The organism is Rhizobium sp. 10PS4 (genome assembly GCF_032464805.1).
Classification (GTDB): Bacteria; Pseudomonadota; Alphaproteobacteria; order Rhizobiales; family Rhizobiaceae; genus Rhizobium; species Rhizobium laguerreae.
Window position 1 is genome coordinate 25,468 of record NZ_JAWDIW010000024.1, and the last position, 23,096, is coordinate 48,563.

Below are 23,096 nucleotides of genomic sequence, written 5' to 3' on the forward strand. Positions count from 1 at the left end.
GTCAAACTCCCCCCGGCTTGTTGGTTTCGATGAAACGGCTGAGCGAGGTGGCGGCGTTCAGCATGTGGGCGCGCATGCGCCGGGATGCCATCTCACCGTCGCCTTCGGCGATCGCCTGCATGATTGCCTCGTGTTCGTCCCGGGATCGGCGGAGCCGTTCGCCCTGGCGCAACTGCGTGCGCCGGAAGGCATTCAGGCGGTTACGCACGGCGATTGCCTGTTCGGCAAGGAAGCTATTGTGGGTGGCGTGATAGATGGCTTCATGGAATTGGCGGTTGAGGCTGTCATAGGCATCGAAATTTCCGGCTTCGACGATCGGCTCTGAGAGGTCGTGCAGTTCGATCAGATGGCTGCGCTCCAGCGGCGTCATGCGGTAGGCGGCGAGCCTGACGCATACGGCCTCGATCTCGGCCACCGTCTCGAACATTTCCATGATGCGTTCCGGCGTCATACGGGCGACGACGCCGCCGCGCCGGGCGCGAAGCTCGACGAGGCCGCCCGCCGCCAGCTGACGCAGCGCTTCACGAACCGGCGTGCGGGAGGCGCCAAAACGATCGGCAAGCTGCTGTTCGTCCAACGCTGCGCCCGCCGCCAGCGTGCCGGTGGCGATCTCGTCGGTCAGGGCGTTGCGAATGCGGTCGGAGAGCAACCCGCGATCATCGCCGTCATCCTCGGTTTCGAAACCATTCGCCATTCCGTTATCTCCGATCTGTTTCAACATCGACGGCTCGATCGATCGTGTATGCAAGTGCGATTGATGCCCGCTCAGCGTATACACTTATGGCATCACGGAGGTGTTACGTATTCAATAATTGACTTTGTATCGGATGGGAATACATAAATCTCCAGCAAGCAGGCTTCTGCATACACGAAGCCGCTTCAAATACCGATTTGAATACGACGGGAGCCGCAACGCGGCGAAGGCCAACACCTCGCGCCGGGCAAAGCAAACCGTGCCGACATGGCATCACAGACCAACCGATTTTGACTTGGCTTCGGGTCTTCGGTCCCGAGCACATGCTTTCGATCCTTCAATTCCTGGACGCACAAGGAACCAGATCATGATGATGAACAGACGGACTTTCTCGGCTGCCCTTGTTGCCGGCGCCGCCGCTTCTCTGCTTGCTACCCGCGGCATGGCCGCGACATCGGTGCCGGTGAAGGCACGTAACATCGTGCTGGCACACGGGCTCTTCGCCGACGGCTCGTGCTGGACCGAGGTGATCGCGCGCCTGCAGGCGGCCGGGCTCAATGCCACGGCGGTGCAGAACCCGCTGACGACGCTGCCCGAGGCGGTCGCTGCCGTGAAGCGGGTGCTCGACCGGCAGGATGGCCCGACGGTTCTGGTCGGGCATTCGTTTTCCGGCATGATGGTCACCGAGGCCGGCGTGCACCCTGATGTTTCGGCACTCGTCTATGTCGCCGCGCGCGCCCCGGATGCGGGCGAGGATTACACCGCACTCGCCAAGACCTTCCCAACGCCACCGGCATCTGCCGGCATCGTCTTCGACGGCGATGAGGGACGCCTCAGCGAGGCCGCCTTCCTGCGGGACTTTGCCGGCGACCTGCCGGAAGCCAAGGCAAAGGTGCTCTATGCCGTGCAGGAACCGTTCCAGAAGGCGTTGCTGACGGGCAAGACGACGCAGGCGGCCTGGCGTTCGAAGCCGAGCTGGTATGCCGTTTCCACCGAGGACAGGACGATCAACCCGGATCTCGAACGCTTCATGGCCAAGCGCATGGGGGCGAAGACGATAGAGGTGAAGGCCAGCCATTTGTCGCTGATCTCCCACCCTGACGAGATCGCCCGGCTGATCATCGAGGCGGCGGGCCAGAACACGAACTGATCTCAACGGCCGACGGAGCGGTATGCCGTTCGCCGGCTTGCTTTGGCGATGACCATGATGCCGCGAGGGTCGTGTCTCGACCCGTTTCCGTCATTCGTGTTTCAGCAGGTCGACGCTTCTTCGTTTCGCTACAGCCACCGCCTGATGCGGGCCTTGTAAGCGAGATAGACGTCACCGAATTTCCGCTCGAGATAGGCCTCCTCGCGGGCGACCACGCCGTAGCGGATGACGAGGTAGAACGGCACCAACAGGAAGATGAGCCATAGGCTGTCGAAAGCGATTGCGAGGCCGATGAGGCCGAGGAACATGCCGATATAGATCGGGTTGCGCGTGAAGCGATAGGGGCCTTCGTCGACGATCGTTGTCGTCGGCCGGCTGAGCTGGACATGCGTTCCCGCCCGGCGGAAGGTTGCTGCCGCCCAGATCAGCAGCGCCAGGCCGGCGAGAAACACGATGCCACCGAGCCCACCGGCAGGCATGGCCGCCGGCAGGAACGGCAGCGCATAAAGCCAGTCGAGCGCAAGCCCTGCGATGACCGTCAGCGCCCAGGCGATCGGCGGCCGCACCGCCGCGCCTGAACTGTCGCGCAAATTGCCGTTCGCGTTGTTCATGCCACCCCCTCCGGTCTCCCGGTCCCTGGAATTCCAGCGCATGGGGAGCGTGTTTCGTACCATTTGTCGCGGCCCCTCCACCGGTGGAGTCTACCTCGTTTCGAGAGAGATTTGAAGGCGGAGAGGCACGGTCGAAGTTCGGAACAAGAGGCGTCCGCGAGGGTTAACCGGCAAAGCTTCCATCGAGTTTGCAACTCCCTTCGTTTGCGAGAAACCACTATGGCCATCCACTTCAATCATACCATCCTGTCGGCTCACGACAGCAAGGCCTCGGCAGATTTCCTGGCCGATATGTTAGGGTTGCCGGCGCCGCGGCGCTGGGGGCCGTTCCACATGGTCACGACCGACAACGACGCCAATCTCGACTATATGGAAACGGAAGGTCAGATCGTCCGCCAACACTACGCCTTCCTGGTCGGGGACGCCGAATTCGAGACGATATTCAATCGAATTCGCGAGCGGAACCTGCGCTACTGGGCCGACCCCGGCCAGCGGAAGCCTGATGAGACCAATGACCACGACGGTGGGCGCGGCGTCTATTTCGAAGATCCGAACGGCCATCTACTCGAAATCATCACGCGTCCCTATGGCAGCGGCGGCTGGAATCCGTGACCTTGGCGCCAAGGGAGGCGACCCCGGTGCCGATCATGGACAATGATACCAGACGGCAGCATCCCTGAGTGGCGAGGGGCCGCCGCTCCTCTCATATCGGTCGGCGCAGCGGCCTGAACGCTGCTCGAAGCTCGGCGGAGAAGAGCTCCGGCTGCTCCCAGGCGGCGAAGTGGCCGCCCTTGTCGACCTTGTGGAAATAGATAAGGTTGCGATAGGCGCGGCGGGCCCATGTCTCCGGGGCCTGATAGCTCTCCCCAGGAAAGACGGTGATGGCGACCGGAAGCGCGATCTTGGAGGTCTTCTCCCCGGCTGCAAGGACGGGACTGCGCCCGCCGCCATATTCCCAGTAGATCCGGGCCGAGGAAGCGGCGCTGTTGGTCAACCAGTAAAGCGTGATGTCGTCGAGCACCTCGTCGGGAGACTTTTCGGGATCGCTGCTGTCGTAGGTCCAGTGCGTGAAGCCTGGATGACCGAGCGTCCATGCCGCAAGGCCGGCCGGGGAATCCGATATGGCGTAGCCGATCGTCTGCGGCCTCGTGCCCATCATCGTGGCATAGGACCTGTTCCCCATCTTGGCTGCGGCGCTGAGGGCATCGAACGCCGCGCGTTCCTCGGTGGAGAGTCGCTGCGGCGCCGGCCCGCCCGCGGCGAGCACCGCGGCAACTTCGGGCGGCACGACAGCCGGCAGGTTGATGTGGATGCCGAGCAGACCTTGTGGCGCGAGCCGTGCCATCGCGCCGGAGACCGGCGAGCCCCAGTCGCCGCCCTGGGCGACGTAGCTGCTGTAAGCGAGGCGCTTCATCAGTTCCGCCCAGGCCCGCGCGATGCGGTCCGGCCCCCAGCCGGTGCCGGTAGGCTTGCCGGAGAAGCCATAGCCCGGCATCGACGGAATGACCACGTCGAACGCATCTTCGGCGCGTCCGCCATGAGCGGTCGGATCTGTGAGCGGGCCGATGATCTTGAGGTTTTCGAATACCGATCCCGGCCAGCCATGGGTGATGATAACGGGCAGGGCATTCGGATGTTTCGATTGGACGTGAATGAAGTGGATGTCTATGCCGTCGATCTCGGTGATGAATTGCGGCAGCGCGTTCAGCTTCGCTTCCGCCTTTCGCCAGTCGTAGCCGGTGCCCCAATAATCGACGAGCGGCTTGATCTTTTCGAGCTGTATGCCCTGCGACTGGTCGTCGACCGTCTCGCGTTCGGGCCAGCGTGTTGCCAGCACGCGCCGGCGAAGGTCGAGGAGGTCCGCCTCGGGAGTGTCGACGCGAAACGGGCGGATCGCATCTCCCGTGGCAGCCGATGCCGGATAGGACGTAAACAGGCTGGTCGCGCCCGCGGTGGCGATCCCGATCGCCGCGGTGGTCAGGAACCTGCGCCGGTCGCGGTTCAGGGATTCCGAGCCGGCACTTGTGAGCATTTTGAAGAGCATGGTCATGGCATTGTCTCCTTTGAAGCAGACGCCTTGGGCAAGACTTCGATGAGTTCGGCCGTCGTCAGAATAGCATGGGCGTAGGTCGGGCCGTTCAGCTTGTGCGCAGCATGCATCATTAGGTGCGAGAAGACGGCCGTCGCGTCGCTCGCCAGGGTCGGGAAATAACCGAGTTCCATGGCGAAGCCGGCGGTGGATTCGATACAGGTATTCCCGCCGGATCATCTTGATGCGAGGCCGGCCGTATTGCGCAGGTGATCGGGATGCGTGCCGCCGCCCATACTTCTCGCCACCATCGCGACGATGGTTTCGAAGAGTTCGTTCTTTGCCTCGACGGCGGTGATGTCGCCCGACGCGGCGGCATAGGAGAGGGCTTCGGCGGCGCCGAGCATGGCCCAGAGGCCGGCTGCGGCGATCGTGCCGGCACCGGCAAAGGGCGAAAGCGCGATGCGGCATTTCTCGATGAAGGCCGCTTCGTATTCGCGCTTGATCCTTTCGAGTTCCGGCGAGCCGGCAAGTGCTGCGATCACACCGGGGATTTCGCGGCCTTGAAGAAGCACGCAGTCGACATAGGAGGTGGCGATGACTGTGGCCCGGTTGGCGAGCGACGGCTGGCTTGCCGCAAGGGCTGCGTCCATCACAGCCGTCTGGCGGGCGTCGAATTCACGGTAGAGCGCTGCGAGCAGGCCGGGGCGGGTTTCGAAATGATCATAGACCACGGGTTTCGTTACGCCCGCCAGCTCGGAAAGCCGGCCGAGGGTCAGCGCTTCCGTTCCCTCGTCACGGGCGATCTGCCAAGCGACGTCGAGCAACTGGCGATGCCGATCCTGCCGCGACAGGCGGCGGCGCCGCTGCGGATCGGTCGGCTGATCTGTTGTTTCGGCGCTTGACATCACTATATACCAAAAGTAACTTACTGAAAGTAGCTTACCAAAGGTATACAGCCCGCGACTTCCGTCCGCAATCATTCAGCAGGAGTTTTTGCCATGCACGCGCTCATCGTCGTCGCGCATCCCGATCCCCGGTCGCTCACCCACGGCGTCGCCGCGCATCTTGCCGAGGGTATCACGCTCTCCGACGCCGGCCATTCCGTCGAGATCGCCGATCTCGCGGCCGAGGGCTTCGATCCCCGGTTCACCGCGGCCGATATCGCCCTGCATCTGAGGGAAGGGGCGCTGCCCGCCGACGTTGCCGCCGAGCAGGCAAGGATCGACCGCGCCGATGCGCTGGTGCTTGTCTATCCCGTCTACTGGTGGTCGATGCCGGGGCTGCTCAAGGGGTGGATCGACCGGGTGTTCACCAATGGCTGGGCTTATGACGATCGCGCGGATGCCGGGCTGGTGAAGCTGCTTGGCCGTCTGCCGGTGCATCTGGTCGGCATCGGCGGCGCCGATGCCGGGACCTATATGCGGCACGGCTATTTCGGCGCGATGAAGACGCAGATCGATCACGGGATCTTCGACTATTGCGGCGCCCGCGTCGTGACATCCGAGTTCATGCTCGAAGCCGGACCGGACCATGCGACCGCCCATCTCGATGCGGCGCGCGCCATCGGCCGCAGGCTCTTCGACATATCCGGGCAATGCGAGGCGACTGACGCCGCGTAAAGGTTTCCGGCATTCAAGCAAGGTTTATCGGCTGGCGCGGGCGAAGCCTTGCGCCGCCAGCTTTTTCACGAGACAAGCCTTGGATGAGCATTCCCAAGACACATCCCTTCGATTTCGACCCGACCTATGGCATGCAGCTCGATGAGCTTCTTGCGGTCAAGCCGCCCGAGGCGCCTGAAGGTTTCGACGATTTCTGGAGGGCGCGGTATCTCAAGGCGTTGGCGGTCGATCCGCAGCCAGTACTGCGTCGAAGCAAGATCGCCCATCCCGATTGGCATGTGCTCGATCTCGTTTATATCTCGACCGGTTCATACAGGATCGGCGGCTGGCTCATCCTGCCGCGTCAGGGGGAGGTGCGGCGCGGCCTCGTCGTCGGGCATGGTTATGGCGGGCGGGATCGGCCTGAATTCGATCTGCCGGTCGAGGAGACGGCGGTGCTCTTTCCCTGCTGCCGCGGTTTGTCGCTCAGTGCCCGTCCACCGATTTCTGAGAACCCCTCCTTTCATGTGCTCCACGATATCGACAAGCCTGATAGCTACATCATCGGCGGCTGCGTCGATGATATCTGGCTTGCCGTCTCGACGCTCACGGGTCTCTATCCTTGGCTCTCGGGGCATATCGGCTATAGCGGCATCAGCTTTGGCGGCGGCATCGGGGCGATGGCGATCGCTTACGACCAGCGCATCGATCGCGGCCATCTGGCGCTGCCGACCTTTGGGGATCAGCCGCTGCGACTGACGCTGCCGAGCGTCGGCAGCGCACAATCGGTGCAGGAATATCATAAGAAACACCCGGATGTGCTTGGGACGCTTCGCCTTTACGATGCGGCAAGTGCTGCTTCCCGGATCAAGGTGCCGATGCTGACGGCGGTTGCGCTGTTCGATCCTTCGGTCGCACCACCCGGCCAGTTCGCTGTCGCAAATGCGATACCGAAATTTAATGAAATCTTCATCCTGGATGCCGGGCATTTCGATTACCCTGGAAGTGTTGAGCAAGAAGCGGTTCTCCGCGAAAAGATCGGACAGTTTTTCAGGGTGCCATGAACCGCGAATATCTGCGCTGGTACAGTCAGCGCCTGCATCGAGTCATGGAGATGCTGGTGTTCGGCCATGCCGGCGCCAAGGTGCTGGTTTTTCCGACGCGGGACGGGCGTTTCTTCGAATATGAACAACTCGGCCTAGTCGCCAGCCTCGCCGACAAGATCGAGGCCGGCCAGCTTCAACTCTATTGCATCGAGGGGCTGGCAACCGAAACTTTCTATGCCTTCCACCACCATCCGGCAGAGCGCATCCGCCGCCATAGCGCCCTGGAGGAATATATCCTCAACGAAGTGCTGCCGCTGATGGCGGCGAAGAATTCGCATGACTGCACCATCGTGCACGGCTGCAGCCTCGGCGCCTTCCAGGCGGCGAGCCTGTTCTTTCGTCATCCGCATCTCTTCCGCAAGCTCGTCGCTTTTTCCGGCCGCTACGACCTGACGATGAAGGTGGAATCCTTCGGCGACCTGTTCGACGGCTATTACGATGACAGCGTCTATTTCCACACGCCGGCGCATTTTCTCCCAGGGCTCGGCAGCGACTGGCGGCTCGACAGGCTGCGCGAGAGCGATATCGTCCTCACCATCGGCGACGCCGACCCTTTCCTCGACAGCAACCGCTATCTGAGCCGCCTGCTCGGCGAGAAGAATATCGGCCATCAGTTGCATGTCTGGGATGGACGCGCCCACCGCGCCGGCGCCTGGCGGAAGATGGCAGCGCTTTACATCTGACTGACTTGTTGGGACGCGGTCACAGCCAATGCAGTGCTGCGGTCGCCACTGGCGCGTCCCAGAGGGCGATCTCCTCGTCGCTCAGCAAAGCAAGGGTGACCGACAGTCCCTGCATGTCGAGCGAGGTGACGTAGGTTCCCACAAGCGAGCGCTCGATCGGAATGCCGCTTTCCTCGATGAAGCGGCGGGCGCCGTTGTAGGCTAGGTAGAGTTCGGCCGGCGGCGTACCGCCGAGGCCGTTGACGAAGAGCAGTGCTTTTGCGTCCGGCGTCACTGCGATGTCGCCGGCGATGGTCTCGCAGAGATGGCCGATGATCGCATCGGCGGCGGCGAAGGGCTGCCTGGCATGGCCGGGCTCGCCATGGATGCCGACGCCCATTTCCATCTCGCCGGGTCCGAGCGCAAACGTCGTGCGCTCGGTCTGCGGCACCGTCACGCCGTTCAGCGCGACACCCATCGAGCGGATGCGGGTGTTCAATCCCTTGCCGAGCTGCTTCAATTCGGCAAGCGACATGCCGCGTTCGGCTGCAGCACCCAGGAGTTTTTCGACGATCAGCGTTCCGGCAACACCCCGCCGGCCATTGCCTTCGCCGGACCTTGACGTCTCGATATCGTCGCTGACGACGACCATGTCGAGGCTGTGGCGGTCGCCGGCCATCTCGATCGCCATTTCGAAATTCATCAGGTCGCCGTCGTAGTTCTTGACCACAAGCAGGCAGCCGGCGCCGGTATCGGCCTCTTCGATCGCGGCAATGATCTGGCTCGGTGTCGGCGAGGTGAAGATATGGCCGACGCAGGCGGCATCCAGCATGCCGTGGCCGACGAAGCCGATATGCATCGGCTCATGGCCGGCGCCGCCGCCTGATATAAGCGCCACCTTGCCAGGAGTGAGATGGCGGCGGCGGATGCATCTGCGCTCAGGCCCGAACACCACCAAGGCCTCATGGGCGCGCACGAAGCCTTCGACGCTTTCGGCGACCATGGTTTCCGCAGTGTTCATGAACTTCTTCATCAAGCCCCTCCCCAAGGCCAAAAGCGTTACGTTACGTTAAGCGGCCTGCTTGTCATTCCGCACCCGATATCGCGACGATCTTCTGCACCAGATCGGAGATCGCCTCTTCCAGCAGGCGATTTTTCCTGTCGTCGCCGAAGTCGGGCACCATCAGCGACAGGTGACGCAATCTCTCGGAATGGCCGAGGTCCGGCAGCTTGCCGGGATGGGCGGCCTGATAGGCTTCGAGAAAGCGCTCCTGTTCGGCGGCGCTAAAATGGCAGACGCGGACGATCGTCGCGAGATGGCGCGCCGGCAGCGGCGTTGCATAGGTCGGGCTGGTGATCTGGGTGACGAAGCTGCGATGTTTTCCAAGCGCCGTCGCCAGGCGCTGGCGCGTGCCCGATGGTCTGTTGTCGATGATCTGCGCCAGAATGGACTTGTAGGCGATAATGGCGTCTTCGGTGTCTTCGCGCGCCATTCTACTCTCCGGCTGCCTTCGTGCCATCGGCGTTGAGGCCGATGATCGCCGATCTTATCGCGGGACGCCGGGCCGGCGCCACGGAAAAATGCCGGAGGCCGGCGGCGAGCAGCCCGGGCAGATAGTGCGGATTGCCGGCCATGTCGCCGCAGATGCTGACTGGCTTGCCGGCGGTCAGCTTCACCGCCTGGGCAAGCAGCCGGAGCACGGCGGGTGCAGCCTTGCCGGCATCGGCGTCGATATCGTCGCGGGCGGAGGCGGCAAGATATTGGGTGAGGTCGTTGGTTCCGAACGAGAAGAACGCCGCCGCCCCGAAAGTGTCGAGCGTCAAGGCGGCGGCCGGCACTTCCACCATCATGCCGATCGGCGGCATTCGATGGGGTATGGCACGGCGGCCGAGCTTTTCGGCTTCGTCCCGGAAGATGTCGCGCATCCTGTCGATTTCGTCGGGAAAGGTCACCATCGGCAGCATTACCGACAGCCTGCCGAAGACGGCGGCGCGCAGCAGGGCGCCGGCTTGGACGCGGGCGATTTCCGGCCGGGCAAGCAGCAGCCGGATGCCGCGCAGGCCAGAAGTGGAGAGAGCCGGCAGGTCTTGGAGGCCGGCGAGCGGCTTGTCGCCGCCGATATCGAGCATTCTTATGATCACTGGCCTGTCGCCCGCCTGCTCCAGCACGCGGCGATAGATCGCCAGCTGCCGTTCCTCATTGGCGGCATCGGCGACCGAAGCGACTGAAAATTCCGAGCGCATCAGGCCGACGCCTGCCGTTGCCGGATCGAGCGCATCGATCTCGGCGGGATCGTTGATGTTGATCGAGAGCAAGATCGGCACGCCGTCCGCAGTGCGCAGCTCGCCGCCGGTGGTTTGCGTGTCGCCGGCGGGTTCTTGTGCAGGCACCAGGGGCGGGATCAGCATGCTGCCCGCCTGCAGGATGACCGCACCGGCGTTGCCATCCACGCTGACAGGATCTCCGTCTGCGACTGAAAAGCGGCCTGTGCCGACCACCATCGGCACCGATTTCGCCCGGGCGAGCAGGGCGACATGACCGGCAGTGCTGCCTGCGAACAGTGCGATACCGCCGCCTTTTGACCAGTCATGGGCGAGAAAGCGGCTCGGCTCCATATCCTTGCCGACGAAGACCGAACCGGGCGGGAAATCGGCGATCGGGGTGCCGGCGAGCGCGCCGAGCACACGGTTCTTGATGTCGAGAATATCGACGGCGCGTGCCCGCATCTGCTCTTCATCGGCCGCTTCGAGTTCGCCGATATAGGCGTCGAGGGTAGCGACCCAGGCAAAGACGACGTTCTCGTCGGCTTCGATGCGCGCGCCGGTCGCTTCCGCGATCGACGGATCGCGCAGCACCTCGATCTGAAAATCGATGATATCCCGGCTTTCGGCATCGGCTCCCTCGGCAAGGTGCTCGAGTTCACCGATCGAGATGTCGATCGCCTTCTCCAGCGCGCCGTATCCACCAACGGCTCGGGACGCAGGGGCAGCGTCCTGCCACTCGGCAGCGGAAGGAGCCTTCGGCTCCTCCGCGAGAAAGGCCGGGCCGGATGCGATGCCCGGGGATGCGCTCTTTGCTTTCAGTCTAAGCGGTTCGGCCATGTTTCTTTTCCTCATCGAAGTTGCGCTCGATGAGTTCCTTCAGCGCGCGGATCGCCTCTTCGGCGAGGATGCCGTCGGCGCGGATCCGGAGGATCGACCCTTTTCGGATTTTCGCGCCCATGATCTTGATGATGCTCTTGCCGTTCAGCCAGACGTCGCTGCCGTTGACGGCGATCTCGATCGAACAGGGGAAGGACTTGGCAAGCCGCGTGAAGGTGACGGAGGGGCGAGCGTGCAGCCCGACGCCGTGCTTGACTTCCACCTCCGTCTGGCAATTCACGTGCAATGGATGGGGCTCCTGTTTTTCACTACGCAATCCGCTCGTCATCAGGGGGACAGTTCCTCGGCCGTGGCGACGACCTTGGCCAGCGACGCGCCCCCCGACGCCTCGGCGGCAGCGATGACGGCGCCTTCGACGAGCGGCGCATTGCAGATGGAGACGAGCGCCGACCGGGGAAGCCCCAGCATTTCGATCGCCATTTCGCTGTTGGTTTCGGCGCCGCCGAGATCGACGAAGACGGCGACGCCGGCATCGGACCAAGCGGCCTCGATTGCCCTCAGGATGCCGCCGGCATCGGTGCCGAGTTCGCCATGGGCATTGCCGCCCGACCAGGCGAGCGGTACGCTGTCGCCCACCATTTGCCGCACCATGTCGGCGATCCCCCGTGCCACCAGCGGCGAGTGGGAGACGATCACGATACCCACATTTGCGGTCTTTCCATTCATTGCGCACGATGCTCCCCGAGATAGCGGCAGATCGCCGTGGTCAGCAGCGCGCAGCTCGACGCGCCGGGATCGACATGACCGATGGAGCGGTCGCCGAGATAGGCGGCGCGCCCGCGCATCGCCTTCATGTCAGCGGTGCGGTTGGCAGAACGCTCGGCCCTGCGGGCGATTGCGCCGAGCGGAGAGCGGCTGGCGAGTGCTGCATGCACGGGATAGAGCACGTCAAGCAGGGTTTTGTCGCCGGCATGCGCCCGACCGCGTCTCGCGACGGCATCGATCGCCTGTTTCAGCACCTGCGAAAAATCGGGCTTTTCGTTGCTCTTGCGAAGCTCGCGGCCGATCTCCATCAGCAGCGTGCCGTAGAGCGGCCCGGCCGCACCGCCGACATTCATCACCAGCGTCAGGCCGATCTTTTCCATGGCGTCGGGGAAGGGCAGGCTGGACAGGCTCTCGCCTTCGGCGCTCACCGCCTCGCAGCCGCGCCGCATATTGGTTCCGTGATCGCCATCGCCGATGGCGCGATCGAGCGCACAGAGGTGATCGCTGTTTTCCGCGATCGTCGCGCGGCACACCTCGATCAATCCTGCCACAAGCACCGGTTCCGCCTGCACTGCCATCCTCCCTGTCGCCGCGCCTCCCGCGGGCTTTTGAATTTCACGCCAGTCAGGCGAGGCTTGCCACCACGCCGAACGCGCCGGCAACCGCGACGGCGCCGGGATCGGCAACGCCCGCCAGATCCCTTTCGCTGACATAGGAGGCGCGTCCGGCTCTCGCCTTCATCATCGTCTTCGTCGACTCGGCACCCGCTGCCGCTGCCTTTGCCGCAGCGACGACATCGCCGGATGCGAGCGCCTGCAGGGCAGGCGACAGCGCATCGACCATCGTCCGATCGCCGACTGCGGCTCCACCATAGAACGTCATCCTGTCGAGCCCGGCAAGAAGGGCTGCTGATATATCGGCTTTGTCAGCCATCGCCTTTGCTGCGGCGGTGAAGAAGATCGACAGCAGCACGCCGCTCGATCCGCCCATGCTGGTGCCGAGGATATCGCCGAGCGAGGCAAGCGTTGCCGCCGGCCGGTCGAGCGGCAGCGTGTCGAGGCGGGCCAGCACGCTGCGGGCGCCTGAGGCCACCGTCGAGCCGGTATCGCCATCGCCGACGCGGCCGTCCAGCCGGTTGAGCTCGCTTTCCTGCGAGATCAGATGCTCGCAGAGTGCCGTGATCAGGCGCCGGTTATGGTCATTCTCCCCGGCCGTGCCATCGGCGCCGTTCAAGCCGGCTGATGTTCTCGGTGCGGCGATGATCCTGATCTCGTGGCGTTCGACGGCCGGCATCCAGGCATGTGGCTCGACCGCTGCCGTCAGCGCTGCCTCACGCACGGCGTCCAGCCGGATCAGCGACAGCGAGAAGCCGTTCATGTTGAGCGCGGTCATCATCGGCGAAGGCCCGATGATCAGCCGGATGCGATCGGCAAGTGCGGAGGACAGAACGGCCTTGGCAATGACGGCCATTTCGAGCGGCGGCACTGCGCCGAGATTGTTGATGAGGAGTGCATAATTTGCCCCTTTGCGCAGTGCAGGCGACAGGCGTGCCACCATGGTGGCGACGATATTGGCGACCGGCTGCAGCGCGATGCGCTCGACGCCGGGCTCGCCATGGATGCCGAGGCCGAGTTCGCCTTCGTTCTCGCCGAGACGGTCCTCATGGGCTTGGCCGGGCACACTGCAGGTGGAAAGCGACATGCCGAGCGAGACGATATCGCCGGCCGCAGCCGCGGCATGGGCTGCGACCGTCTTCAGGTCCTCGCCCCTTTCGGCGTGATAGCTTGCGATCTTATGGACGAACAGCGTGCCGGCGACGCCGCGCGGCTGGTTGATATCGGGGATGGCGATATCGTCGGCGACGATGACCATCTCGACGTCGAAGCCCTCGGCGCGCGCCTTCTCGGCGGCGAGGCCGAAATTCAGCCGGTCGCCAGTATAGTTCTTGACGATCAGCAGGGCGCCCTTTTCGCCGGCGACGGCGCGGATCGCCGTCAGCACGGCATCGACGCTCGGCGAGGCGAAAATCTCGCCGGATACGGCAGCCGTCAGCATGCCCTTACCGACGAAGCCGGCATGGGAGGGCTCATGGCCGGCGCCGCCGCCGGAAATGATCGCCACCTTCGACTTGTCCCAGTCCGCGCGCAGGATCACCTTGATGTCGGGAAAGCTGTCGAGGCGGGCAAGACGACCCTTGCTGCTCGTCAGAAGCAGACCGTCCAAGGCTTCGGTGACGATGTTTTCCCTGCGGTTGAAGAAGTGTTTCATCGATTGAGACCCGTCCGTTTGTTTTTCATGCCATCGTCACGTCTGTTTGCCGGTCAGGAAAGGCGCTGTCCAGACGCATCGAAATAAAGCGGATCGCGCAGCGTCAGGCTGATCCGGTCGCCCGGCGCGATTGCCAGATATGGATCCGCAAGTGTGACGAGCTTGTGATTGCCGACCTTGATGTGCAGATGGTTCTGGTCGCCGAGGTGCTCGATCCAGTCGATTTCTGCATTGGCATCCTTGCCGACCAAGATATCGAGATGTTCGGTGCGCGCGCCGACGGTTTTCGTGCCGGGCGGCGGCCCGCCGCCCGGCAGGAGATCCGCCGGCAGAAGATTGATGTGCGGCTGGCCGAGACGGGCGGCGACATGCAGGTTGGCGGGATTGCCGTAGATCTCGCGCGGTGTTCCCACTTGCATCAGCCGTCCCTCGGCAACGATGCCGATGCGGTCGGCCATGGTCATGGCTTCCACCTGGTCGTGAGTGACATAGAGCAGCGTCGAGCCCAGTTCCTTCTGGATGCGCTTCAGCTCCAGGCGCAGTTCGGCGCGCAACTTGGCATCGAGCGAGGAGAGCGGTTCATCCATCAAATAGATCGCCGGCCGGCGCACCAGCGCCCGGCCGATCGCGACACGCTGCATCTCGCCGCCGGAAAGCCTGGTCGAGCGGTTCTCCAGCTTATGGTCGATCCGGACCATGCGCGCGACTTCGCGCACGCGCCGGTCGATCTCCTCGGGGCTCAGCTTGCGGACCGGCGCCTTCAGCGGGAAGGCGAGGTTCTCGTAAACCGTCATATGAGGATAGAGCGAATATTGCTGGAAGACGAAGGCGACGTCGCGTTCGGCCGGCGCTTCGGCCGCGACATTGCGGCCGCCGATCTCGATGCCGCCGCTATCGGGCTTTTCGAGGCCGGCGATCAGCCGCAGCGTCGTCGTCTTGCCGGCGCCGGTCGGCCCGAGCAGCACGACGAACTCGCCGTCGCGGATCGAAAGGTTGAGGTCGGCCAAAGCCTGGGTGTCGCCGAAGCGCTTGGCGAGGTTCCTGAGGACGACATCAGCCATGCCGGGTCTCCTGATAGAGCGAGGATGGCACCGCGCGGCCCGATGTGCAGTCGAAGAGTGCGAGTTTCGCCGGGTTGAATTCGAGGCCGACCCTTTCGCCGATCTGGAAGCTGCGATTGGCGGGAACGCGGGCCTTGATCAGGCCTCCCTGGGTTTCCACAGCCACGACCTGGTTGGTGCCAAGATATTCGCTGCCATAGACGGCGCCGCGAAGCGCCGAGGCGTCGCTGAAGCGGATATGCTCCGGCCGCACGCCGAGTGCCAGTTCGCTTTCGGCCATGTCCTGGTGGATCTCGGGAACGGCAACATCGACGCCGTCGAGCAGGATGGAACGGTCGCCGCTTTTGAGACCCGAGGTGAAGCGCATGAAGTTCATCGGCGGCGAGCCGATGAAATCGGCCACATACATGGTCGCAGGCTTGGCATAGATCTCCTGCGGCGTGCCGAACTGCTCGATGACGCCATGGTTCATGACGGCGATCTTGTCGGCCATCGCCATTGCCTCGTGCTGGTCATGGGTGACGTAGACGGTGGTCGCGTGGATACGGTTGTGCAGTTCGCGCAGCTCGTGGACCATGATCTCTCGGAATTCGGCGTCGAGCGTGCCGAGCGGCTCGTCCATCAGAAAGCATTTCGGGCGCCGGACAATGGCGCGGCCGAGCGCCACGCGCTGCCGGTCGCCGCCGGCAAGGCCGGAGACCGAGCGGTTAAGGATATGGTCGATCTGCAGCAGACGCGCGGTCTCCTCGACACGCTGACGGATTTCAGCCTTGGGCATGCCCTGCGACAGCAGCGGGAAGCCGATATTCCTACGCACGTTCATATGCGGGTAGAGCGCGAAGAGCTGAAAGACGAAGGCGATGTCGCGGGCGCTGGCGCGGTTGAAAGTGACGTCTTCGCCGTCGAGATAGATCTTGCCGCTCGACGGCAGCTCGAGGCCGGCGATCATGCGCAGCGTCGTCGTCTTGCCGCAGCCGGAGGGGCCCAGAAGCGCCAGGAACTCGCCGTCATGGACGGTGAAGCTCGAATCCTCGACGGCGACGAAGCTGCCGAATTCCTTGCGGAGATTTTCAATCCGGATGTCCGCCATGGTTCACTCCGGGAATTTCGAGACGATGATGAACATGACGGTGCCCATGAGCAGGGTGACCAGCGAATAGGTGTAGAGCACCAGCAGGAAGGGCTGGAACAGCATCAGGAAGCCGAGCCCGATCAGCACGGTGGCGATGGTCTCCATCGGGCCGCGGCGCAGGAAGAACGGCCGTTTCGGGCGGGCAGGGGTGCGTGTTTCGATCAGATGGCTCATTTGCGGACGGCTCCGAAGGTGATGCCGCGCAGCAGCTGCTTGCGCAGGAGAATGGTGAAGACGAGGATCGGGATCAGGAAGATCGTCGTGCCGGCGGCGACCGCCGGCCAATCCTGTCCGCCTTCGCCGATGATCGTCGGGATAAAGGGCGGCGCGGTCTGGGCCTCGCCCGAGGTCAGAAGCGCGGCGAAGGCATATTCGTTCCAGGCAAAGATCAGGCAGAAGATCGCAGTGGCGGCGATGCCCGTCGTTGCCTGCGGCAGCACGACCTTGCGGAAGGCCTGCAGTCTCGTATAGCCGTCGATCATCGCCGCTTCCTCGTATTCGCGCGGGATTTCGTCGATGAAACCCTTGAGCAGCCAGACGGCGAGCGAGACGTTGACGGCGGTGTAGAGCAGGATCATGCCCAAGGCCGTGTCCGACAGGCCGAGCTCGCGGTACATCAGGTAGATCGGAATGGCGACGGCGATCGGCGGCATCATGCGCGTCGACAGAATGAAGAACATCAGGTCGTCGGCGAGCGGTATCTTGAAGCGGGAGAAGCCATAGGCCGCGAGCGTGCCGAGGAAGACCGCGAGGAAGGTGGAGCCGAAGGCGATCACCAGCGAATTGATGAAGCGCGGCAGGAAGTTCGACGGGCCGGCGATCACCATGTTGCGTTTGCGCGTCACCTCATCGCAGGTACCGACCGGGGCCGGCAGCGAGGCGATATAATCAGGCGTCTGCCGCGTGCGCGTCGTGAACAGGTTGCAATAGCCTTCGAGCGACGGCGAAAAGACGATCTTCGGGGGATAGCTGATCGAATCCGGCGGCGACTTGATGCTGGTCAGGAAGATCCAGACGAGCGGAATGAGGGTGATCAGCGCATAGAGGACGACGATGGTGCCGGCGATGCGCTTGCTGGACAGGCTCGGTTCGACGACCGAATGGGCTGAGTTGGCGGCGCTCATCGTTGCTTCACCTTGTTCAATGCCTTGACGTAGATGTTGGCGAGGCCGAACACCGCGACGAAGAGGATGATGGCGAAGGCCGAGGCCCGGCCGGTCGCCCAGCTTTCGAAGGCGGCGCGTTTCAGGGTGATCGAGGCGACCTCGGTGACCGAACCCGGCCCGCCGCCGGTGAGCAGCGTCACCATGTCGAACATCTTGAAATTCTCGATGCCGCGGAAAAGCACGGCGAGCATGATGAAGGGCAGGGCCATCGGCACGGTGATCGACCAGAACTGCCGCCACGGCGAAGCGCGGTCGACCTCGGCTGCCTCATAGATATAGTCGGGGATCGAGCGTAGCCCGGCGAGGCAGATCAGCATCACATAGGGCGTCCACATCCAGGTATCGACGATGATGATCGCCCAGGGCGCCAGCGTAACGTTGCCGAGCATCTGGATATCCGATGTCGGAATGCCTGTGACCAGCGACACGGCATAGGCGAAGAGGCCGATCTGCGGCTCGTAGAGAAAGCGCCAGAAATTGCCGACCACGGCGGGCGACAGCATCATCGGGATCAGGATGATCGTCGTCCAGAAGGCATGGCCGCGAAACTTGCGGTCGATCAGATAGGCGAGCGTGAAGCCGATCACCGTCTGCAGCACGATTGTCCAGAAAACGAAATGCGCGGTGGTTTGCATTGCCTGCCAGATGTCGGGGTCGTTCAGAACGCGCTGGTAGTTTCCAAAGCCGACGCCCAGGACCGGCGCATTCGGCCGGTTGGCGCGGTAATTTGTGAAGGAGAGATAGACCGCCCAAAGCAGTGGGAAGATATTGATCGCCAAGAGCAGGGTGATGGCAGGCGCAATAAACAGCCAGGCGATCGCCCTGTCGGAGAGGCCGCGGACGCGTCGGGCGACCGAGGAGGGCGTTGCCCTTGCAGTCACATCGGCTGCCTTCTCGACGATGGAGGATTGGGAAATAGTCAAGTTTTCACCTGGTATTTTTGGGGTACGGGGTCTTTTGGGGTATGAGAGATCTGGCGGCCCGGCTCGACTGCCGATCCGGGCCGCCATCCTGTCGAGGATGGCGCGCATCAGGGATGCCACGCGTCAGATCTTGCCGTCGTCCTTGAAGACGTCGCTCCAGTCCTTCACCAGGCCGTCGAGCGCTTCCTTGGCGGTGCCGTTGCCGGCGACCACGTAGTTATGGACGCGCTTTTGCATGGCCTGCAGCAGCGAAGCGTAGCTCGGCTCTGCCCAGAAGTCCTTGACGATCGCCATGGAGTCCAGGAAGGCCTGGGCATAGGGCTGGCTCTTGGCAAATCCCGGCGCGTTGACGACGGACTTCAGGCAGGAAAAACCGCCGAGTTCCCACCACTTGGCCTGCACGTCGGGCTGTGCGAACCACTTGATGTATTGCAGGGCGGCATCGCGCTTGTCGGAGTAGGAAACCACCGAGATGCCCTGGCCGCCGAGCTGGGCGAAGTGGGCCTTTTCAGCCGGATTGGGGAAGAAGCCGATCCTGTCGCCGCCGACCTTCTCGTCCTTGTAGAGGCCGGGCCAGGTGAAGGCGAAGTTCATCTGCATGGCGACCTGGCCGGATTTGAAGGCGTCGGCGGATTCGACCATGTAGACGTTGGAGCTGCCGGGCGGGGTGCAGCAATCATAGAGGGACTTGTAGAATTCGAGGCCCTTGACCGCGTCGTCGGAGTTGACGAAGCCTTCCATGTCATAGGGCTTCTTCGGGTTTTCGTACTGGAAGCCCCAGTCATAGAGGACGTTGGTCACGCCCATGGTGATGCCTTCGGAGCCGCGCTCGGTATAGATCGAGGCGCCGTAGACGGTCTTGCCGTCGATCTCACGCTTCTGGAAGAATTCGGCGATCTGCTTCAGCTCGTCGTAGGTCTTCGGCGCCGCGAGGTCGTGGCCGTATTTCTCCTTGAATTCCTTCTGCAGTTCCGGCTTCTCGAACCAGTCCTTGCGGTAGGTCCAGCCGACGACGTCGCCCATGGCGGGCAGCGCCCAGTAGTTCGGGGTGTTCTTCGGCCATTCCGAGTAACCGACGACCGTCGCCGGCACGAAGTCATCCATCTTGATGCCTTCCTTGTCGAAGAAGTCGTTGAGCTTGACGTAGTGGCCATTCTCGGCCGAGCCGCCGATCCATTGGCTGTCGCCGATGATGAGGTCGCAGAGCTTGCCATGGGAATTCAGCTCGTTGAGGAAGCGGTCGGCATAACTCGTCCAGGGAACGAATTCGAACTTCATCTGCGTGCCGGTCTTGGCGGTGAAATCCTTCGACAGCTCGACCAGCGCATTGGCGGGGTCCCATGCGGCCCAGCACAGCGTCAGTTCATCGGCTTTGGCGAGATTGGGCAATGCCGACGACATGACGAATGCCGTGGCCAGCCCGAAAAGGGCTTTCGATGTTTTCTGCATAAGTTCCTCCCAGAACCAAAGGCCGGCTCCCCGCCGGCGTCGCATGTTCACCCACTTCAGAGAATGCTCACATGAACTCCTCAATCATCATGTTTAGCAATATGTTTAGTGATATCTATTTTTATAAACATTGCAAGCGCCAATCGTTGTTGCTATGCGACAGGTGTCGCGCCAAATGGGCAGATAGTTTTGAGGGCCGATCTTTTTTCGGCACGATCGCGAAAATTCTTTGGCGAGCGTACCGATGCAGCGACATCTGGCCTCGCTGCGACATCGATCGCACGGTATGGACTGCACGCCGCTCCTGTTTTTCCCCGGAGCGGTTCAAGCTTGGCCTCGCTTCGGTGGGGCCTTTTTCTTGAATCCTTTCTTGGGTCGATGCCGCCAGGTATCGAGCCGCATCGGGAATATTCCTGCGCAGTGCGAGATTTAGCCTTTCCGGCCGGCTGCAACGCGCGTATTCAGCCAGTGCGTGGCTTTCCATGTCCGCGCTCCCCCGCGCGGCAGATCTCCGATCGGCTTCCTTCCCGTTTGCCTGCCGCGTCATCCAGAATTTTCATTGGCAGATCGATGACCACGGCAGAGACGAGTGAGAATGGGCAAGAGGCGGCAAGTGGCCGCCAGGCGAAGATCGTCGCGCTGGTCGTTGCCGTTTCCTTCTTCATGCAGATCCTCGACGGCACGATCGTCACCACCTCGCTGCCGCAGATGGCGGCGAGCTTCGGCGTGCAGCCGGTGTCGATGAGCATCGGCATCACCGTTTACATGCTGACGATGGCCGCCTTCATTCCGCTGTCGGGCTGGCTCGGCGACCGGTTCGGTGCGCGCCGCATTTTCCTGATGTCGATCGCCGTTTTCACCGGCGCCTCGCTGTTCTGCGGGCTGTCCGGCAGCCTTGCGGAATTCGTGGTGTGGCGCGCCGTCCAGGGCGCAGGCAGCGCGCTGATGACGCCGGTCGGGCGTATCATCGTGCTGAAGAACGCCCGCAAGTCGGAACTCGTCCAGGCGATTGCGCTGATCACCTGGCCGGCGCTGACGGCGCCGGTGATCGGCCCGGTGCTTGGCGGCTTCATTACCACCTATGCCAGCTGGCACTGGAACTTCCTCATCAATATCCCGATCGGCATTCTCGGCATCGCGCTGGTACTGCGTTTCGTGCCGGAGCAGCGCGAGACCAATCCCGGCCGGCTGGATCTCGTGGGCTTTGTGCTGAGCGCCGCCGCGCTGACCTTCCTGCTCGCCGCCCTCGAACTCTCGGTCAAATGGGACGGCGGGCTTTTGCCCATCATATCAATGCTGGCGGCGGGCATCGTGCTGTCAGTCATGGCGACGCGGCATTTCCTCGCCGTCGACAATCCGCTGCTCGATCTGTCAGCCTTCCGCATCCAGACCTTCTCGATGTCGACTCTGTCGGCGGGCACGGCCTGCCGGATGGCGATCAATGCGACGCCGTTCCTGCTGCCTCTGCTGTTCCAGCTCGGCTTCGGCCTGAGCTCGATTGCCGCCGGCACCTATCTGCTCGTCTATTTCCTCGGCAATTTCAGCATGAAGGCGGTGACGACGCCGCTGCTGCGCTTCTTCGGCTTTCGCACAGTGCTTGGGATCAACGGGCTGATCGCCGCTCTTTCGATCGTCGGCTGCGGTTTCCTCTCGCCGCAGACGCCGCCGTTTCTCATCCATGCGCTGCTTTTCCTCGCCGGCCTGTCGCGGTCGATGGAATTCACCGCTTTGAACACACTCGCCTTCGCCGATATCGGCCCGGCGCAGCGAAGCTCGGCCTCGACGCTGTCGAGCATGCTGCAGCAGATGTCGATGCTGCTCGGCGTGGCAGTGGCGGCGGCCGTGCTCAACATCGCCTCGGCTCTCAAGGGCGCCGACAATCCCGTCCTTGCCGATTTCCGCTGGGCTTTCGTCGTGGTCGGCGTGATCGGTATCGTCTCGTCGCTGCGCTTTCTGCAATTGCCGGCAGAGGCAGGGGCCGAAGTATCCGGCCATCGGAAATTCCAGAAAAATTAACTTGTCCGCGGAACCAATCGGGCCGCTCGGCGTTCATGCATCTCATTTCAGGTTTTTCGTTTCCCCATCTCCTTCAACGACTTCCACAGGGATCCTCCCCAGGCCAGGGTCATGTTCTGAAAATGCCGGCTTCCCGACATCCTCCTTCCGCGCCGCCTGCGACAAGAGCGAGGGATAACCGCTGTTTACCCCAGGCGGCCAATGCAATACGACATTGCCATGCGGACGACTCGGACGCTTGCGGGCGGTCGTCGCTGCGAGAGAACGCCGGGAGACCGAATGAGCAATGCTAGCGGCGATGCGGATGCCCTGATCCACATCCTCTATATCGACGACGACGAGGGTCTCGCCCTTCTGATGCAGAAAAACCTGCGTCGGCGTGGCTTTTCGGTCGAGTGGGCCGAGAGCGGCGCCGCCGGCCTTGCGAGACTGGGCGAGGGCGGTATCGACGCCGTCGTGCTCGATCATGTCCTGGCGGGCGAAACCGGCCTCGACATTCTGCCCAGCATCACCGCGATACCGGATCATCCGCCGGTCATCTATGCGACAGGTTCGGACGATACCAGCATCGCGGTCGCCGCGCTGAAGGCCGGCGCCGACGATTACGTGCTGAAGGGGATCTCAGCCGATTATTTCGACCTGCTCGCCGCCGCCCTCGAGCAGGCGCTGGAGCGGGCGCGTTTTCGCCACGAGACGGCGCAGGCGCAGGAGGTGATCCGCCAGCAGCGCGACCTTGCCGAAATGCTGCTTGCCGAAGTCAATCACCGCATCGCCAACAGCCTCGGCCTCGTCGGGGCGCTGATCCGCATGCAATCCTCGATGACCACGGACCAGGTTGCGATCGACGCGCTGCACGAAACGCAGATGCGGATCAACGCCATCGCCAGCGTGCACCGCCGGCTCTATACCAACCGGCAGGTCGGCTCGGTGCAGGTCGACGAATATCTGAACAGCCTGCTCACCGAACTCGAAACCTCGATGCGCGACGACAAGCGGCCGCACCGGATCGTCCTCACCGCGCAGCCGGTCAATCTGGCGACCGACAAGGTGATCACACTCGGGCTGATCGTCAGCGAGCTCGTCACCAATGCCTTCAAATATGCCTATCCGGACAACGTGCCGGGTGAGATCCGCGTCATCGTCGACCAGACGGACGGGGCATTGCGCGTCATCGTCGAGGATGACGGCGCCGGTTTCGACCCGTCGAGCCCGGCCAGGGGAACCGGCCTCGGCACACGCATTCTGACGGCCATGGCCGCCAGCCTGAAATCGGATTTCGCCTATGACCCCGGCCACGACGGAACCAAGGCGACGCTGGTGTTTTCGTTGCATGAGGGGAAGTAGAAAGTGCAGCCTAGGGT

Annotated in this window: 25 protein-coding genes and 1 pseudogene; 7 read left to right on the plus strand and 19 right to left on the minus strand. The window is 63.0% G+C overall.

Going from position 1 to position 23,096, the window contains the following annotated elements; genetic code table 11:
* Window position 1 precedes the first annotated feature (1 nt).
* A complete protein-coding gene (locus tag RWJ89_RS32210; protein ID WP_168284355.1) occupies window positions 2-694 on the minus strand; it encodes a GntR family transcriptional regulator in 693 nt (230 codons plus the stop codon).
* A 367-nt stretch (window positions 695-1,061) separates the two neighbouring features.
* Between RWJ89_RS32210 and RWJ89_RS32215 the strand changes: the two genes are divergently transcribed.
* Window positions 1,062-1,844, plus strand: a complete 783-nt coding sequence (locus RWJ89_RS32215) for an alpha/beta fold hydrolase (RefSeq protein ID WP_168284354.1) — start codon at window positions 1,062-1,064, stop codon at window positions 1,842-1,844.
* A 128-nt stretch (window positions 1,845-1,972) separates the two neighbouring features.
* Here the strand turns inward: RWJ89_RS32215 and RWJ89_RS32220 are convergent, their stop codons facing one another.
* A complete protein-coding gene (locus tag RWJ89_RS32220; RefSeq protein ID WP_168284353.1) occupies window positions 1,973-2,455 on the minus strand; it encodes a methyltransferase family protein in 483 nt (160 codons plus the stop codon).
* A gap of 219 nt (window positions 2,456-2,674) precedes the next feature.
* Between RWJ89_RS32220 and RWJ89_RS32225 the strand changes: the two genes are divergently transcribed.
* Window positions 2,675-3,067: a VOC family protein gene (locus tag RWJ89_RS32225; protein ID WP_316031983.1), complete on the plus strand. Its 393-nt coding sequence runs from the start codon at window positions 2,675-2,677 to the stop codon at window positions 3,065-3,067.
* Window positions 3,068-3,158: 91 nt separating this feature from the next.
* On the opposite strand, the gene RWJ89_RS32230 is transcribed toward RWJ89_RS32225, so the two are convergent.
* The 3 genes and pseudogenes from RWJ89_RS32230 to RWJ89_RS32240 all read right to left on the minus strand — a co-directional run bounded on the left by RWJ89_RS32230 (window position 3,159) and on the right by RWJ89_RS32240 (window position 5,392).
* Window positions 3,159-4,505 carry an epoxide hydrolase family protein gene (locus tag RWJ89_RS32230; protein WP_316031984.1) on the minus strand — a complete coding sequence of 449 codons (1,347 nt, stop codon included), beginning with the start codon at window positions 4,503-4,505 and terminating at the stop codon, window positions 3,159-3,161.
* Window positions 4,502-4,711 (minus strand): annotated as a pseudogene (locus tag RWJ89_RS32235) (cysteine hydrolase); the annotation flags it as partial. The gene RWJ89_RS32230 and the pseudogene RWJ89_RS32235, both read right to left, overlap by 4 nt.
* 9 nt (window positions 4,712-4,720) lie before the next feature.
* The gene (locus RWJ89_RS32240; protein ID WP_316031985.1) at window positions 4,721-5,392 is read right to left on the minus strand and encodes a TetR/AcrR family transcriptional regulator; all 672 of its coding nucleotides are present in this window, start codon (window positions 5,390-5,392) and stop codon (window positions 4,721-4,723) included.
* 93 nt (window positions 5,393-5,485) lie between these two features.
* Between RWJ89_RS32240 and RWJ89_RS32245 the strand changes: the two genes are divergently transcribed.
* The 3 genes from RWJ89_RS32245 to RWJ89_RS32255 all read left to right on the plus strand — a co-directional run bounded on the left by RWJ89_RS32245 (window position 5,486) and on the right by RWJ89_RS32255 (window position 7,874).
* Window positions 5,486-6,106 carry an NAD(P)H-dependent oxidoreductase gene (locus RWJ89_RS32245; RefSeq protein WP_077978489.1) on the plus strand — a complete coding sequence of 207 codons (621 nt, stop codon included), beginning with the start codon at window positions 5,486-5,488 and terminating at the stop codon, window positions 6,104-6,106.
* Between the two features lie 83 nt (window positions 6,107-6,189).
* The gene (locus tag RWJ89_RS32250; protein WP_077978488.1) at window positions 6,190-7,149 is read left to right on the plus strand and encodes an acetylxylan esterase; all 960 of its coding nucleotides are present in this window, start codon (window positions 6,190-6,192) and stop codon (window positions 7,147-7,149) included.
* Window positions 7,146-7,874 carry an esterase family protein gene (locus RWJ89_RS32255; protein WP_168284350.1) on the plus strand — a complete coding sequence of 243 codons (729 nt, stop codon included), beginning with the start codon at window positions 7,146-7,148 and terminating at the stop codon, window positions 7,872-7,874. The genes RWJ89_RS32250 and RWJ89_RS32255 overlap by 4 nt, the downstream gene beginning before the upstream one ends.
* Before the next feature lie 19 nt (window positions 7,875-7,893).
* Here RWJ89_RS32255 and RWJ89_RS32260 read toward each other — a convergent pair whose 3' ends face one another.
* From RWJ89_RS32260 to RWJ89_RS32325, 14 genes are all read right to left on the minus strand, one after another.
* Window positions 7,894-8,886, minus strand: coding sequence for a dihydroxyacetone kinase subunit DhaK (locus tag RWJ89_RS32260; protein WP_168284349.1), 993 nt, complete (start codon window positions 8,884-8,886; stop codon window positions 7,894-7,896).
* A gap of 52 nt (window positions 8,887-8,938) precedes the next feature.
* The gene (locus tag RWJ89_RS32265) at window positions 8,939-9,346 is read right to left on the minus strand and encodes a hypothetical protein (RefSeq protein WP_020050423.1); all 408 of its coding nucleotides are present in this window, start codon (window positions 9,344-9,346) and stop codon (window positions 8,939-8,941) included.
* A gap of 1 nt (window position 9,347) precedes the next feature.
* Window positions 9,348-10,955, minus strand: a complete 1,608-nt coding sequence (locus tag RWJ89_RS32270; RefSeq protein WP_131642546.1) for a putative PEP-binding protein — start codon at window positions 10,953-10,955, stop codon at window positions 9,348-9,350.
* A complete protein-coding gene (locus RWJ89_RS32275) occupies window positions 10,939-11,283 on the minus strand; it encodes an HPr family phosphocarrier protein (protein WP_018480882.1) in 345 nt (114 codons plus the stop codon). Before RWJ89_RS32275 ends, RWJ89_RS32270 begins: the two co-directional genes overlap by 17 nt.
* A complete protein-coding gene (gene dhaM / locus RWJ89_RS32280; protein WP_131642545.1) occupies window positions 11,283-11,681 on the minus strand; it encodes a dihydroxyacetone kinase phosphoryl donor subunit DhaM in 399 nt (132 codons plus the stop codon). The genes RWJ89_RS32275 and dhaM overlap by 1 nt, the downstream gene beginning before the upstream one ends.
* The gene (gene dhaL, locus RWJ89_RS32285) at window positions 11,678-12,298 is read right to left on the minus strand and encodes a dihydroxyacetone kinase subunit DhaL (protein ID WP_222012650.1); all 621 of its coding nucleotides are present in this window, start codon (window positions 12,296-12,298) and stop codon (window positions 11,678-11,680) included. The genes dhaM and dhaL overlap by 4 nt, the downstream gene beginning before the upstream one ends.
* A 46-nt stretch (window positions 12,299-12,344) precedes the next feature.
* Window positions 12,345-13,988: a dihydroxyacetone kinase subunit DhaK gene (locus RWJ89_RS32290; RefSeq protein WP_316031986.1), complete on the minus strand. Its 1,644-nt coding sequence runs from the start codon at window positions 13,986-13,988 to the stop codon at window positions 12,345-12,347.
* Window positions 13,989-14,041: 53 nt separating this feature from the next.
* Complete coding sequence (locus tag RWJ89_RS32295; RefSeq protein WP_316031987.1) at window positions 14,042-15,049, minus strand: ABC transporter ATP-binding protein; 1,008 nt, start codon at window positions 15,047-15,049, stop codon at window positions 14,042-14,044.
* Window positions 15,042-16,139: an ABC transporter ATP-binding protein gene (locus RWJ89_RS32300; protein WP_316031988.1), complete on the minus strand. Its 1,098-nt coding sequence runs from the start codon at window positions 16,137-16,139 to the stop codon at window positions 15,042-15,044. The genes RWJ89_RS32295 and RWJ89_RS32300 overlap by 8 nt, the downstream gene beginning before the upstream one ends.
* Before the next feature lie 3 nt (window positions 16,140-16,142).
* Window positions 16,143-16,355: a hypothetical protein gene (locus tag RWJ89_RS32305; RefSeq protein WP_183907375.1), complete on the minus strand. Its 213-nt coding sequence runs from the start codon at window positions 16,353-16,355 to the stop codon at window positions 16,143-16,145.
* Window positions 16,352-17,305, minus strand: coding sequence for a carbohydrate ABC transporter permease (locus RWJ89_RS32310; protein ID WP_168284341.1), 954 nt, complete (start codon window positions 17,303-17,305; stop codon window positions 16,352-16,354). The genes RWJ89_RS32305 and RWJ89_RS32310 overlap by 4 nt, the downstream gene beginning before the upstream one ends.
* A complete protein-coding gene (locus tag RWJ89_RS32315) occupies window positions 17,302-18,270 on the minus strand; it encodes a carbohydrate ABC transporter permease (protein WP_077978478.1) in 969 nt (322 codons plus the stop codon). Before RWJ89_RS32315 ends, RWJ89_RS32310 begins: the two co-directional genes overlap by 4 nt.
* A gap of 123 nt (window positions 18,271-18,393) precedes the next feature.
* Window positions 18,394-19,719 carry an ABC transporter substrate-binding protein gene (locus RWJ89_RS32320; RefSeq protein WP_221943922.1) on the minus strand — a complete coding sequence of 442 codons (1,326 nt, stop codon included), beginning with the start codon at window positions 19,717-19,719 and terminating at the stop codon, window positions 18,394-18,396.
* Between the two features lie 121 nt (window positions 19,720-19,840).
* Window positions 19,841-20,203 (minus strand): hypothetical protein, encoded by a 363-nt coding sequence (locus RWJ89_RS32325; RefSeq protein WP_316031989.1) that lies wholly within the window; start codon window positions 20,201-20,203, stop codon window positions 19,841-19,843.
* A gap of 86 nt (window positions 20,204-20,289) precedes the next feature.
* Between RWJ89_RS32325 and RWJ89_RS32330 the strand changes: the two genes are divergently transcribed.
* Both RWJ89_RS32330 and RWJ89_RS32335 read left to right on the plus strand, forming a co-directional pair.
* Window positions 20,290-21,735, plus strand: a complete 1,446-nt coding sequence (locus tag RWJ89_RS32330; RefSeq protein ID WP_316031990.1) for an MFS transporter — start codon at window positions 20,290-20,292, stop codon at window positions 21,733-21,735.
* A gap of 279 nt (window positions 21,736-22,014) precedes the next feature.
* Entirely contained in the window at window positions 22,015-23,079 is a 1,065-nt protein-coding gene (locus RWJ89_RS32335) for a sensor histidine kinase (protein ID WP_168305266.1), read from the plus strand.
* Window positions 23,080-23,096: the final 17 nt, after the last annotated feature.